This window comes from Flagellimonas hadalis (genome assembly GCF_007785775.2).
Classification (GTDB): domain Bacteria; phylum Bacteroidota; class Bacteroidia; order Flavobacteriales; family Flavobacteriaceae; genus Flagellimonas; species Flagellimonas hadalis.
Map to the genome: position 1 here is coordinate 256,634 of NZ_VNIK02000001.1, position 13,802 is coordinate 270,435.

9 protein-coding genes are annotated in these 13,802 nt (G+C 46.0%); 4 read left to right on the top strand and 5 right to left on the bottom strand.

Annotated features, from left to right (window positions below; genetic code table 11):
* Window positions 1-23: 23 nt before the first annotated feature.
* The 4 genes from FOT42_RS01070 to FOT42_RS01085 form a co-directional block, all read right to left on the bottom strand.
* Window positions 24-2,555, bottom strand: a complete 2,532-nt coding sequence (locus FOT42_RS01070; protein ID WP_151888720.1) for a PIG-L family deacetylase — start codon at window positions 2,553-2,555, stop codon at window positions 24-26.
* A 234-nt stretch (window positions 2,556-2,789) separates the two neighbouring features.
* Window positions 2,790-3,389 carry a Maf-like protein gene (locus FOT42_RS01075; RefSeq protein ID WP_151888721.1) on the bottom strand — a complete coding sequence of 200 codons (600 nt, stop codon included), beginning with the start codon at window positions 3,387-3,389 and terminating at the stop codon, window positions 2,790-2,792.
* A complete protein-coding gene (locus FOT42_RS01080; protein ID WP_151888722.1) occupies window positions 3,382-3,909 on the bottom strand; it encodes a KdsC family phosphatase in 528 nt (175 codons plus the stop codon). The genes FOT42_RS01075 and FOT42_RS01080 overlap by 8 nt, the downstream gene beginning before the upstream one ends.
* Window positions 3,893-4,654 carry a Rossmann-like and DUF2520 domain-containing protein gene (locus FOT42_RS01085; protein ID WP_151888723.1) on the bottom strand — a complete coding sequence of 254 codons (762 nt, stop codon included), beginning with the start codon at window positions 4,652-4,654 and terminating at the stop codon, window positions 3,893-3,895. The genes FOT42_RS01080 and FOT42_RS01085 overlap by 17 nt, the downstream gene beginning before the upstream one ends.
* Before the next feature lie 135 nt (window positions 4,655-4,789).
* Here FOT42_RS01085 and FOT42_RS01090 point away from each other — a divergent pair, with 135 nt between their 5' ends.
* The 4 genes from FOT42_RS01090 to bshB1 all read left to right on the top strand — a co-directional run bounded on the left by FOT42_RS01090 (window position 4,790) and on the right by bshB1 (window position 11,530).
* Window positions 4,790-7,957: a cytochrome c biogenesis protein gene (locus tag FOT42_RS01090; RefSeq protein WP_151888724.1), complete on the top strand. Its 3,168-nt coding sequence runs from the start codon at window positions 4,790-4,792 to the stop codon at window positions 7,955-7,957.
* Window positions 7,958-8,183: 226 nt separating this feature from the next.
* Entirely contained in the window at window positions 8,184-9,596 is a 1,413-nt protein-coding gene (locus FOT42_RS01095; protein WP_151888725.1) for an MATE family efflux transporter, read from the top strand.
* 36 nt (window positions 9,597-9,632) lie between these two features.
* Window positions 9,633-10,802 carry a trans-sulfuration enzyme family protein gene (locus tag FOT42_RS01100; RefSeq protein ID WP_151888726.1) on the top strand — a complete coding sequence of 390 codons (1,170 nt, stop codon included), beginning with the start codon at window positions 9,633-9,635 and terminating at the stop codon, window positions 10,800-10,802.
* A 5-nt stretch (window positions 10,803-10,807) separates the two neighbouring features.
* Window positions 10,808-11,530 carry a bacillithiol biosynthesis deacetylase BshB1 gene (gene bshB1 / locus FOT42_RS01105; RefSeq protein WP_151888727.1) on the top strand — a complete coding sequence of 241 codons (723 nt, stop codon included), beginning with the start codon at window positions 10,808-10,810 and terminating at the stop codon, window positions 11,528-11,530.
* On the opposite strand, the gene FOT42_RS01110 is transcribed toward bshB1, so the two are convergent.
* Entirely contained in the window at window positions 11,531-13,621 is a 2,091-nt protein-coding gene (locus FOT42_RS01110; RefSeq protein ID WP_151888728.1) for a tetratricopeptide repeat-containing sensor histidine kinase, read from the bottom strand.
* Between the last annotated feature and the right edge of the window lie 181 nt (window positions 13,622-13,802).

Below are 13,802 nucleotides of genomic sequence, written 5' to 3' on the forward strand. Positions count from 1 at the left end.
TCCATTCTATTTTTCCGAGCATTTTATCCTTTGACATTACTTTCCTTTTTAACTTCATCTTTTCCTACTGAAAGCATGTTTGCAAACAGTTTGTAGGCTCCGGAGACACCTGCGGGCAGCTCCCTGAAAAAGCTCAACCCGGTGTAAATATAATGACCTTTGCCATATGGCGCCACCAAGAGGCTGCCTTTTGATTGGGGTTCACCTTCATCCCCCATGGAAAGCACTGGGGTGAATTCTTGGCTCCAACGGGTCGGGAAATATAGTCCTCTTTCCTGTATCCAACCCTCAAAATCCTTTTCTGAAATGGTGTTTGGGAAATTGACGAGGGAGTTTTGTGGAGACACTATGCCCACTTTTGAATTTTCATCGGTGACTCGTTCGCTGGAAAGAATTAGGTCATACGGGGCAATGTTTTCAAATTGTGCCGCCCACCTACCTGCGGTATTGTACTGGACGATCATGTTCCCACCGTTTTTCACATAGTCGAACAGGATAGGCTGTTTGAATTTGAGTGACTCCACCACGTTATAAGCACGGATGCCGACAACGACGGCATCGTACTTGTCCAAGGAACCTTTTTCAATTTTATCTGGGTCTATGATGTGCACTTGATAACCTATTTGTTCCAAACTTTCAGGGACCATGTCGCCTGCTCCCATGATGTAACCGATATGCTCCCCGGATTTTCTGATGTCCATGCGTACCACTTTGGCCTTGGAGGGCAACAAAATGGATTGCCTTGGGATATGGTCATAGTTGATCTCCACAAGTTCCTTGCCATAGGTGTTGTTTCCAATGGTGATAATGGGTGAAATTTCACCTTCACTCTCGGTATTGGGTGGGGTGACCATAAAGGTCACCATTTGTTCCTGCCCCTTTTGGACTATGGAAAAAGGTATATTAGAGGGGGTCACCGTCCAACCTGTTGGGTGGCCCAATGCCACATTTCCATTGACATTGTCCTTACCGGCCTTTATTTTGACATGGATTGCCTTGGTCTTTTCATCGGCAAATATCAAAACCTTTTCGTCAATCTTAGAAGTGGCTTCCGGCAAGACGGCGAACGGCTCGTACAATTCCCCTTTTTCAGGTCTGGAAAAGCGGTGGACCACGGGTTGTTCAAAAGCGATTTCCGTTCCGTTGAAATCCAGGATGAACTTCACCTTGAAGGCACTGGTCGTTTCCGGTTGCCCTATCAATTTTTGGTCATTGACCGTGTAGATGCCCAAAGCACCAGGTTCATTCAACCAGTAGGGGCTGGAATATGGAGTGTTTTCGGGAACTGTGAAGCTGATGTCGAATTCCTGTTTTCCATTGTCGGTCAACATTTTGTTCGGAGCTATTATGGCATCGGCCCCTACAATCTGGATTTCTTTTAGAAAAATGTTCTGCGAGCTCCTGTTCAAGGCCTCAATGTTCACTTTTGCCAAACTGCCCGGAGTAGTGGAGGCGCCATCGGAACTTGCTTCGAGGTATAACCCAGCACAGGCCAGGATGATGGATTTCAATTCCTCCGACTTTAACTGTTTCCAGTGCTCATCCTTGATTTTTTGTAAAAGTCCATATGCCATTACTAGGTCTGGGATGTGCTTTGAAGGATTTTTAAAATCAAAATTCTTTTCAATGGCGTACAAAATGTTTCCAACAGCTTCGCCGCCTTCCACTCGGGACCAGGTGGTGTTGATACCATCAAATAAATCGTTCCCTTTTGGAATATCCCCCTTGAGGAGTTCCAAATATTCCTCTGATGTACCTCGTTCCGTCAATCTACCAAATCCTTGGCATAGGTGTTGGCTACGGGCCAGGGCGGCAATCTCGTTATTGGACAGGCCAAGTTCCGGGTAATACACACCTATGTCCACATGCAACATATTGGACTTGTCCGCTTCGTCAAATGCTTCGCGGCTCCCATATTGCCACCAAGAAGTGTTGTAGAACGATTTTTTGGGCTGCCAAACAGATGTAATTTCCAATTGTTCTGGGTAGGCATTGGCATTGTTGGCAAGGTCAAAGGCTTCCATGCTCAAAATGGCCGAAGAGGTATGATGTCCATGGGTGGAGCCTGGCGTCCTATGATCAAAACGGTTGATGATGATGTCCGGTTTAAGTGTACGGATAGCCCAGACCACGTCCCCCAACACCTTATCCTTGTCCCATATCTTGAGGGTTTCGTTCGGGTGTTTGGAAAAACCAAAGTCGTTGGCCCGTGTGAACCGTTGTTCCCCGCCGTCAACACCTCTTGCGGCCAACAGCTCCTGGGTTCGAAGTACACCCAAGAGTTCTTGGAGTTCGGGGCCGATCAAGTTTTGTCCTCCATCCCCACGGGTCAAGGAGAGATATATGGTCCTGGCCTTTTTGTGATTGGACAGATAGGAGATCAAACTGGTATTCTCGTCATCGGGGTGGGCCGCAACGTAGAGTGCCGTTCCCAAAAAGTTCAGTTTTTGCAGCTCATGATGGATCTCGGCAGATGTAGGCTTGGCAGGTTTTTGGGCAAAGGTTTTTGGGAAATACAGGGTTATGGCTACAAAACAAGCCCAAAGGTATCGCATAGTTGGTTTTTTAGTGGCAAGGCCAAATATAGAAAGTTTGTTAGCAGTGCTTACGCTATTTAGAAGAGTTTTAACAAGGCCCATACGCTTCGGTTAAAAGGTTTACAATCCCAAACTGACCCTTAAAAATAAATCATTGTTTCCATGTTGGCCCCAAAACCATTCCCCTGGTTTTTACGTTTCAACTTTCAATGGAATCTGGAATTGATTCCCTCAAAGTTAATCATAGAAAATTTAGGAAACCATATCCATCAACGTCTTGTAGACCAGATGGGTAGGCAACCCCACGACATTGGTGTAGGAACCCTTGATTTTGGAAATCCCGATCATTCCTATCCATTCCTGTATGCCATAGGCACCCGCTTTGTCAAATGGAAGGTAATTGTCCACGTAATATTGGATTTCATCCTCGGAAAGCTTCTTGAGCTTGACCTTGGTGACGGAGCTTACGGTTTTTTGGGAATCCTTCGTTGTAAAACAGACCGAGGTAATCACCTTGTGCCAGTCCCCGGACAGGGTGCGCAGCATTTTGGCGGCCTCTTCCTTGGTTTCCGATTTGGCCAAAGAGGCTCCCTTGTGCCAGACCACCGTATCGGAAGTGATCACGATCTCATTGTGTTGGAGTTCTTCCTTAAAAGGTGTGGCCTTCAATCTGGCCAAATATTCGGATATTTTCTTGCCCCGCAGTCTTTTGGGATAGACTTCGTCCACCGACTTTGGTCGGACCTCAAAATCCAGGCCCAGTTCTTCCAAAAACTGTTTTCGCCGCGGCGAACCGGAACCCAGAATGAGTTTATGGGCTTTCAGGTTTTCCTGCAAGGGGTTTTTAGTCATTTTTGGCACTGAAATTATCGTACCAGTCTCCTCGCACCTTCAATACTTGCTCAATGATATCTCGTACGCAGCCGTCCCCACCATTTTTATGGGAAACATAGTCGGAAATGGTCTTCACTTCCGGCACTGCATTTTGTGGGGAGGTGGCCAATGCTACCAGTTTCATGGGAGGGATGTCCGGAAGGTCGTCCCCCATATATACCACGGTCTGCGGATCAATGTTATAGATGTCCAGATATTCTTTAAGAGGTTCTTCCTTGTGGTGGGCGCCCATGTAAAAATCGGTCACGCCAAGACCTTTTAGCCGCTCTTTGACCCCTTCATTGGTGCCGCCAGTGATGATGCAGACATTGTATCCCTTCTGTATGGCGGTCTTTACGGCATATCCGTCCTTGACGCTCATTTTTCGGAGCAACTGCCCATCGGAAGTGATCAGGACGGACCCGTCCGTGAACACCCCGTCCACGTCAAAGACAAAGGTGGTGATGTTGCTCAAAAGCTCTTTATAATTCTTTTTCATAGACTTGTTTTATGGCCTCGCTCATCAAATTATAGAGCGCAATATGTTTGTCGTTGTTCAAAAGTTTCAAGTGGTCCTGTATGCTTTTTTGATCGTTCCTTCGGGCAGGGCCGGTCTGTGCCTCTTTGGGAGACATGGATTGGATTTTCTCCGCGGTTTCCAAGATCAAGGGTTTCAAAAGGTCAAAGGGTAACCCTTCCTTCTCACAGATCTCTTCACCTATACCATAAAGATGGTTGGTGAAATTGTTCACAAAAACCGCCGCAAGATGCAATTTTTTTCGTTGGTCCGAATTGACCTCATGGACATTTTGGGATAAGGTGAGGGCCAATGACCTCAATAGGGTCAATGACTGCTCTTCTTTGGCCTCGATACAGATGGGCACTTTTCCAAAATCGATGTGCTTACCTTTGGTAAAGGTCTGCAACGGATAGAAAACGCCTCGGTTTTCAGGGGTCAAGGCATCCATTCCGACAGCTCCGGAAGTATGCACCACCACACCATTTTTTTTATTAAGTTGATGGGAAATCCCTGCGATGGCATCATCTTTTACGGCTATGATGTACACGTCGGCATCCTTGATGGAAGTGGTTTCTGTAGTAGTGGCAACCTGCTCGGAAAAGGAGCGCAGACTTTCGGGATTTCTGCCCACGACCTGCACCACCTGTGCCCCAGTGGTTGCTGAAAAAACCCTGAACAAGTGCATGGCCAGGTTTCCGGTTCCCAAAATAACGACGCTGAGCATGTTCAAAATTACAAATTTAAGGGAGAAGCATCACACCGACAATTAACAATTCCATTTGATCTTTTATTATCGATATAAACCAACTAAGTTGTAAAAAGGCCGTATTTTTGCAAGCCGAAAGTAGACCGAATTTCCATGATCGATATCCTAAAGAAAACCTTATTCTCCACAAGACTTATGGCTGTTCTATTTTTGGTCTTTGCAGCGGCATTGGCCATGGGAACTTTTGTGGAAACCTGGTACAGTACCGAAACCGCACGAATTTTCATTTACAACACTACCTGGTTTGAGGTCATCATGGTCTTTTTTGTGATCAACTTCTTCGGAAACATATACAGATACAAACTGCTACAGTGGAAAAAGTGGCCTGTATTGGTGCTCCACCTGTCCTGGATCCTGATCATTTTCGGGGCCTTTGTGACCCGATATATCAGTTATGAGGGAATGATGCCCATTCGTGAAGGGGCCACGGAAAACCAGTTCTATTCGGACAAGACCTATTTGACCGCCTACGTGGACGGTGACATCAACGGGGAAACCAAGCGACGCATTTTGGAAGATGATATCCTTGTGACCCCGGAGGGAAAACGTACCAGCCTGCCTTGGAAATCCGATTTCAACGGACAACCGTTTACCATTTCGTATGTGGATTTCATCAAAGGAGCTGAAAAAGGATTGATTCCTGATGAAAATGGAGCCGAATACCTCCAGATCGTGGAAGCAGGCGATGGCCAGCGTCACGAACATTATCTGGAAAATGGAAAGATCGCCAGCATACACAATGTGCTTTTTGCCCTGAACAACGATACCGAAGGGGCCATCAACATCTACGTCACCGAAGAGGGGGATTACCAAATAAAGACCCCTTTTGAGGGGAATTTTATGCGGATGGCGGACCAATTTCAGGATCAAGTGACCGTGGACAGCATTCAACCCTTACAATTACGGTCGCTTTACTCCATGGCCGGGATGCAATTCGTGGTCCCCGAGCCCATGGTCAAAGGAAAATACGGTATAGTGAAGATTCCTGATGGCGAACCCACCGAAATGGCGCAAGATGCCTTGGTCGTTGCCATCTCTGCAAATGGGGAGACCCAAGAAGTGAAATTGCTCGGCGGCAAGGGCACGACCAATTTTTCAGATAAGATACAAGTGGGGGGGCTGGACTTCTCGCTCAGTTATGGATCCAAGGTCTATGAACTTCCTTTCTCCATTGAACTCAATGACTTTATTGCCGAAAAATACCCCGGAACCGAAGCAGGTTACGCATCGTACATGAGCAAGGTGACCGTGCACGACGAGCGTCCATTCGATTATGATATCTACATGAACCACGTATTGGACCACAAAGGATATCGTTTTTTTCAGGCCAATTTTGACCCTGACGAAAAGGGAACGGGGCTTTCGGTAAGCCACGATTTTTGGGGAACGTGGATCACCTATATTGGTTATTTTCTGCTTTATATTGGTTTGATGGGCATTATGTTCTTTGGTAAAACACGTTTTAGGGATCTACAGACCATGCTCCAAAAAATAAAGGAAAAGAAAGCCGCAATGACCACCATTGCACTGTTCTTTGCATTGGTCTCCGCAAATGCACAAGAAGATGCGCATGGACATTCCGTACTGCCCACTCAGGCACAGATAGACTCCGTGATCCAGGCCACAACAGCAGCAAAGGAACATGCGGAAAAGTTTGGGGCATTGGTCGTACAGGATGAAAACGGTCGTATGAAACCCATCAATACCTTCGCATCCGAATTGCTGCGAAAACTGAGTGGGGATGACAAATACAAAGACCTTTCCGCCAATCAGGTATTCCTTTCAATGATGTTGAACCCTGGGGTTTGGGCCAATACTGACATTATTGCATTGGGTGATAAGGGAAATGATAGTATTCGTAAGGTTGTCGGTGTTCCCGAAGGTACGGAGTTTGTGAAGCTTACCGATTTCTTCGATGCCAAGGGAGAATATAAGCTAAAACCATTTTTGGAGAGGGCTACGTCCAAGGCCAATCCCAATAAATTTGAAAAGGATTTTAAGAAAGTAGGGGAGCGATTGAGTTTGCTCAATATGGCTTTGACCGGAGGTATCGTGAAAATATTTCCCCTATTGGACGATGAGAACAACAAATGGATCTCTGCCGTGGAATACCGGGGCGGGCAATTTCAGGTACAGGATTCGTTGTATTCCAATTTTATCAGAAATGCAATGCCCTTTTACCTGAGCTCCTTGCAACAATCCATCGCTACAGGCGATTATTCACAACCAGACCGACTGTTGGAGGCCTTCAATCAGAACCAACATAACCACGGGGCAGAGGTGCTCCCATCCGACCAAAAGGTCAAAATAGAGATCATCTACAACAAACTGGATCTTTTCAACCGGTTGTACAAGTACTACGCCATGGTTGGTTTGTTGTTGTTCTTTGTGTTGATTGCCAAGATCTTTAAGGAGCGCAAGATTCTTGATGCCATTGCGTATGGATTGAAGGGGACCATCATCTTATTTTTTATATGGCATACCATTGGTCTGATTCTACGTTGGTACATTTCGGGCCATGCACCTTGGAGCGATGCCTATGAAAGTATTCTTTATGTGGCATGGGCTACCATGGGCATAGGTTTGGCCTTGGGCCGAAAAAGTGAATTGACCATAGCCTCCAGTGCTTTTGTGACCTGCATGCTGTTGTGGGTTGCCCATCAAAGTTGGGTGGACCCGGCCATTGCCAACCTGCAGCCGGTATTGGACAGCTACTGGTTGATGATCCACGTGGCCGTCATCGTAGGTAGTTATGGTCCGTTGACCGTCGGGATGATCTTGGGCGTGGTCGCCTTATTGTTGATGGTACTGACGACCAAAAAGAACAAAAAACGGATGGACATCAATATAAAGGAGCTTACCGTAATCAACGAACTCGCACTTACCGCCGGTTTGGTCATGCTCACCATAGGTAACTTTTTAGGTGGCCAATGGGCCAACGAAAGCTGGGGCCGTTATTGGGGCTGGGACCCCAAGGAAACCTGGGCATTGGTCTCTATCATGATCTATGCATTTGTATTGCACATGCGATTGGTGCCGGGTCTTCGTGGCAAATGGATCTACAATTTTGCCAGTATTGTGGCCTATGCCAGCATCATGATGACCTATTTCGGGGTCAATTTTTACCTAGTGGGCCTTCATAGTTACGCGAGCGGTGACCAGGTCATCACACCAACTTTTGTGTGGTACACCGTTCTGGGCGTCTTTGTTCTGGGTGGAATCAGTTTCTGGAGATATCGGGTACACTACGCCAAAGAATAATCGTTTGTTCTATTTGTATGTTTCAATAAGCAAAGTGGATGAAGGGAAAGAAATTGCACAAATTTCATTTTCTTTTTGAAAAAAATTGCATATTTGTCCCATCATGAAGTTATAAGAATTATGTACGCTATAGATGTCACGTTTGGCTTTACGCCAAAAAAGTAACCGAAGACTTTTCGGTTGAGTTGACATTTTCTCTTTTTTCCAAACGTAATTCTTGACAATAATGACACCATCCAATAATACCCTTACTTTCAAAAAACTCATTCAATACTTCTGGATTGCCGTATCTGGAAAAGAAACAGAGTTCACTTCAGGCAGCATCCGAAAGGCCATTTTCATGCTTTCCATCCCCATGATCTTGGAAATGCTTATGGAATCCATTTTTGCTTTGGTCGATATCGCCTACGTTTCCAAAGTGAGCGTGAATGCCGTGGCGACCATAGGTCTTACGGAATCTGTGATCACATTGGTCTATGCGCTCGCCATCGGTCTGAGTATGGCCGCGACCGCTGTTGTGGCTCGACGCATAGGCGAAAAAGATGTGCAAGGCGCACGCGTTGCCGCTGTGCAGGCTATCAGTTTGGGCATCTTGATCTCCATTGTCATTGGTGTAATCGGAATAATCTACGCCAAAGAAATTTTGGCCCTCATGGGTGGAGAACCTGATTTGATTGCCGAAGGATATGGCTACACCCAAGTGATGATAGGAGGCAACATAACGGTTGTGCTACTTTTCTTGATCAATGCTATATTCAGGGGCGCGGGGAATGCTTCCATTGCCATGTGGGCCTTGGTGCTTTCCAACGGGCTCAATATCATTTTGGACCCCATGTTCATCTTCGGATTTGGGCCTATTCCCGAATTTGGGGTGATGGGAGCTGCCATTGCCACCAATATTGGTCGGGGAACAGCCGTTATTTTCCAATTGGCCGTTCTGTTCTTCGGTTGGGGAAAAATCAAATTGGCCCTTCGGGATTTGGCCCTCAATTTCAAAGTGATGATCAATTTGATCAAAGTTTCCTTGGGTGGTATTGCCCAGTTTTTGATCGGCACATCGAGCTGGATTTTCTTGATGCGGATCATGTCCGAGTTCGGTAGCGAAGTGCTCGCAGGCTATACCATCGCCATCCGTGTGATGATGTTCACTTTGATGCCCTCATGGGGAATGAGCAATGCAGCGGCCACTTTGGTGGGGCAGAACCTTGGGGCCAAACAACCGGACAGAGCCGAAATATCGGTCTGGAAAACAGGCAAATACAATGCCATTTTCATGGGCACGGTTTCCTTGGTATATCTCATTTTCGCCAAGAGTATTGTTTCATGGTTCAATACCACTCCGGCAGTGGTCCAAAATGGGGCACTCTGCCTTCAGATCATTGCCTTGGGCTATGTGTTCTATGCCTATGGTATGGTGGTCAGCCAAGCATTTAATGGGGCAGGGGACACCCGGACCCCTACCAAGATCAATCTGGTTTCATTCTGGCTCATCCAATTGCCCTTGGCCTATGTTGCGGCCCTTGTTCTTGGCTGGGGTGCCATGGGTGTTTTTGTGGCCATCACTTTTGCAGAGGTCTTATTGGCCATCATTGCCATGGTGTGGTTCAAAAAAGGAAAATGGAAGCAGGTCCAAGTATGATGGGTTTTGTATCTTTAGCCTAAAGATTTTTTTCTCATGGACAAAGCAAAAAAAGGCATCAACACGGTTTGTACCCACGAAGGGGAGCTTGTGGACAGCCAGTTCAAGGGAGCGGTTTCTCCCTTGTATATGAGCACTTCCTATGAGTTCGAGGACGTGGATGTAAAACGGTATCCCAGATACTTCAACACCCCTAACCAGGAAGCACTGTGCAATAAACTGGCGGCATTGGAACATGCAGAGGCCGCATTGATATTCGGAAGTGGCATGGCCGCTATAAGCACGGCCTTGATGACCTTCTTGAAAGCGGGGGACCATATTGTTTTGCAGCAGACCATATACGGGGGCACATATCACTTTGCCGTGACCCAGTTTGAAAAATTTGGAATCCAGTATTCTTTCACGGACGGATGGTCGGTAGCGGATTTTGAGAAAGAGATCAAACCGAACACTAAGGTGATCTACGTAGAAACCCCATCCAACCCTTTGTTGACGATAACAGATATTGCCGGAGTGGCCCAATTGGCCCAAAAACATGGTATCCTTTCCATGATAGACAACACTTTTGCCAGCCCCATCAACCAAACTCCCATCGATTTTGGGATTGATGTGGTGCTGCACAGTGCTACAAAATATATGGGAGGGCATTCCGATATCTGCGCAGGCGTGGTCGCGGCTTCCAAAGAACACATGGACAAGGTGTTCCAGACCGCCATTTGTTTTGGGGGAAGTTTGAGTGATTATACGGTGTGGTTGCTGGAACGCAGCATCAAGACCATGGCCATACGGGTGAAGGCCCAAAATGACAACGCCATGCAGATGGCACTGTACCTGAAAAAAAACAAGGATGTGGAAAACGTCTATTACCCAGGGTTGGAAGACCATCCGGACTATGCATTGGCCAAAACACAGATGCACGGATTTGGGGGGATGCTCTCTTTTGAAATGGATTCAAATATAGATGTATCCTTGTTCTTCAAACAGTTGAAACTCATCAAACCATCGATGAGTCTTGCTGGGATTGAAAGTACTTTGGTCTCCCCGGTGATGACCTCGCATGCGCTCATGAGTCCGGAGGACAGGGAAAAGCAGGGAATCAAAGATTCGCTGATCCGTCTGTCATTGGGCATAGAAGAAATAGAAGATTTAACAGCAGATATTGAACACGCCATTGCCAAAGTAAAATCAATGACCGTGACCGCATAAAAAGTATGAAATTAGACATTTTAGTATTTGGAGCACATCCCGATGATGCCGAACTGGGCGCTGGGGCCACCATAGCCAAGGAAGTTTCCAAAGGAAAAAAAGTAGGGGTCGTCGACTTGACCCGCGGAGAACTCGGCACACGGGGCACGGCGGAAATCAGGGATCAAGAAGCAACCAAAGCAGCAAATATATTGGGTCTGTCCGTTCGGGAGAATATGGAATTTGCGGATGGATTTTTCACCAATGACAAAGAGCACCAGTTGGAGCTGATCAAGGTCATCCGAAAGTATAGGCCAGAAATCGTGCTGTGCAATGCGGTGGACGATAGACACATCGATCATGCGAGGGGAAGCAAATTGGTGAGCGACGCTTGTTTTTTGAGCGGACTCGTTAAAATTGACACCAAGATGGACGGGGACGATGAATGGCAGGCACCATGGCGACCCAAGGTAGTGTACCGTTACATCCAATGGAAAAATTTGGAACCCGATTTTGTGGTGGATGTCTCAGGGTTTATCGACAAAAAGACCGAAGCCATCATGGCGTACAGTTCCCAGTTCTACGACCCAAAAAGCAAAGAGCCTGAAACTCCGATCAGCAGCAAAAATTTCACCGATAGTGTGATCTATCGAGCCAGGGATTTGGGTAGAATAGTGGGTGTGGAATATGCCGAAGGCTTTACCGTGGAGCGATATGTTGCGGTAGACAATTTGGGAGACCTTATCTGATCAACTCGCTTTCTGGTACCTTTTTTCGGCCTTTGGTAAAGTAAAGTAAAAGGTGGTTCCTTTGCGAAGCATACTTTCCACCCAAATGGAGCCTTTGTTCTTCAACACCATTTCCTTGCATAGGGACAACCCAAGACCGGTTCCCTTTTCGTTATTGGTGCCATAGGTGGTAATGTTCGTATAATCCTCAAAAACCTTTCGTTGCATTTCCTTGTTCATACCAATCCCAGTATCGCGTATCGAAATTTGCCAGGCATTGGGTTTCTCTTCCGCCTCTATGGTGATCAAACCGTCATTGGGGGTAAATTTGATGGCATTGCTGAGCAGGTTCCTTACCACAATATCAACTTGGTTCTGGTCTGCCCAAATTTGTGGATTATCAGGTAGTTGGTTGATGATTTTGATGGACTTGCTCTTGGCCAGTTCGGACAACAATCGGATATTGCTCACCACTATTTTCTCCAAAGAAATCCTTTTAGGTCTTGTCACCGCTCCGTTGAGCTGATTTTGCCCCCAGGACAATAAGTTATTGAGGGTAAATGAAATGTTCTCGACATCGCTCTTGAGCTTGGGGATGAAGGAAATGAATTCGTCTTTTCCTATTTCACCTTCCATGAACAGTTTGAGCAATTCCTGCAAAGCCCCAATAGGTCCTCTAAGATCATGCCCGATGATGGAGAACAGTTTGGTCTTGGTCCTGTTGATCTCGTTCAGCTCCGACTCACGTTCAATGACAGCTATGGATTTTTCCTTCAGTTCCTTGTTCAGTTTTTTCTGGATTTTTTCACTACGCCGTACCACCAAGATGATAATGCTCAGGATGAGCAGCACGATCACGGAAAAGTAAATGTAGTTCCGTTGCTTTGCCAATGCGACTTGATTGGACTCGATGAGTTCCTTTTTTTCCTGCTCATATTGCAATTTGGTCTCCAATAAGGACAAACTTTGTTTGTTCTTGTCCCGGAACAAGGAATCCGAAAGGGACTTGAAGATTTCCAGATATTCCAACGCAGCGGTGTTGTTTTCCTTTTTCTTGTGGAGTTTGTACAAGGTCTCCGAACAATCGATTTGCCCTTGTAGTGATTTTATTTTTTTGGAGAGTTCCAGTCCTTCTTGCGCATGTAGGAACGAAAGACTGTCCTTTTCCAGACCAAGGTACACTTTGGCCATGCCGTTCATCAATTGGATCTTTATCCGATCGTCCTCGATCTGGTGTTTGAAGAGCATATTGCTTTGGTCGAACCAATAAAGGGCCCATTGATATTTTTCCTGCTCAAGGTATATGTTTCCCTTTACTTCGTAGGCATAGGCAAGCCAGTCGTATATCTTGTTTTTTTCAAAAGTGATGATGCTCCTGTTGATGTTGAACATGGCATGCTTGAAATCTTTGGCATCCATATATAAGGAAGCCATATTGCTCTGTGTCTCCGCATCGATGACCTCGTTCCCTAGTTTTCTGTTGATTTTTTGAACGGTATCATAGAACATCAGGGCATTTTTAAAGTCCTTTTGTTCGGCATAGAGGCCGGCTATGTTCTCATTCAATATGGAAAGCATTTTTTGGTCATCGATTTTTTTGGCAAGGTCGATGCCTTTCAGGTTCAGGTTGAGTGCGTCTGCATAATTGCCCTCAAAACTATAGTTTTGTGCCAAGGTGTTGATGATGGAGATCTCGCAACGGATATCGTCCAGTTCTTGTGCCAAATGAAGGGCTTCCTCGAAAAGGGGCATGGATTTTTTCCTGTCACCCTTATCGTAATAATAATTGCCCAACGCATCCAATCCCTTTACTTTGCCATAGCCATAATCAATGGCCTCACTATATTCAAGGGCCCTTTCCGCTATGGAATATAAACTGTCACCATCCAGATATCTGTAGGAAAATGCAAGCCTGATCAACAAATTGATATGGGTTGTGTCCTTTGGATTGAACCGATTGGTGGATTCCAGTCGCTGCAACTTAAAGGCCAAGCTATCATTTTTGCTGGTCTGCGCGGAGAGAGATAGGGACAAAAGGAAAAAATAGGTAAAGACCGTTGCCCCCGCAAGCAGGTTCTTGTAGTTGGATATAGAGGTTTTTTTGGACAGCAAAGACGATATCTATTTAGGTGCTAAAATAATTTTAGGCCAGTTTTTTGGAAATTAAATGTTGTGAAACGCCAAAAAAAGTGTGTTTGGTCCAAATAAAGATGTATTTCATCGATGATTTGTACTAAACACCAAAACAGGTGTTGGATTTTTATTCGGGACAATGGACAGGAAGAAAGCCTCT

Coding starts and splice junctions, on each gene's coding strand:
- FOT42_RS01100 (WP_151888726.1), top strand. CDS start 9,633: ATGGACAAAGCAAAAAAAGGCATCAACACGGTTTGTACCCACGAAGGG.
- FOT42_RS01085 (WP_151888723.1), bottom strand. CDS start 4,654: ATGCTCAGCGTCGTTATTTTGGGAACCGGAAACCTGGCCATGCACTTG.
- FOT42_RS01070 (WP_151888720.1), bottom strand. CDS start 2,555: ATGCGATACCTTTGGGCTTGTTTTGTAGCCATAACCCTGTATTTCCCA.
- FOT42_RS01095 (WP_151888725.1), top strand. CDS start 8,184: ATGACACCATCCAATAATACCCTTACTTTCAAAAAACTCATTCAATAC.
- FOT42_RS01075 (WP_151888721.1), bottom strand. CDS start 3,389: ATGACTAAAAACCCCTTGCAGGAAAACCTGAAAGCCCATAAACTCATT.
- bshB1 (WP_151888727.1), top strand. CDS start 10,808: ATGAAATTAGACATTTTAGTATTTGGAGCACATCCCGATGATGCCGAA.
- FOT42_RS01090 (WP_151888724.1), top strand. CDS start 4,790: ATGATCGATATCCTAAAGAAAACCTTATTCTCCACAAGACTTATGGCT.
- FOT42_RS01080 (WP_151888722.1), bottom strand. CDS start 3,909: ATGAAAAAGAATTATAAAGAGCTTTTGAGCAACATCACCACCTTTGTC.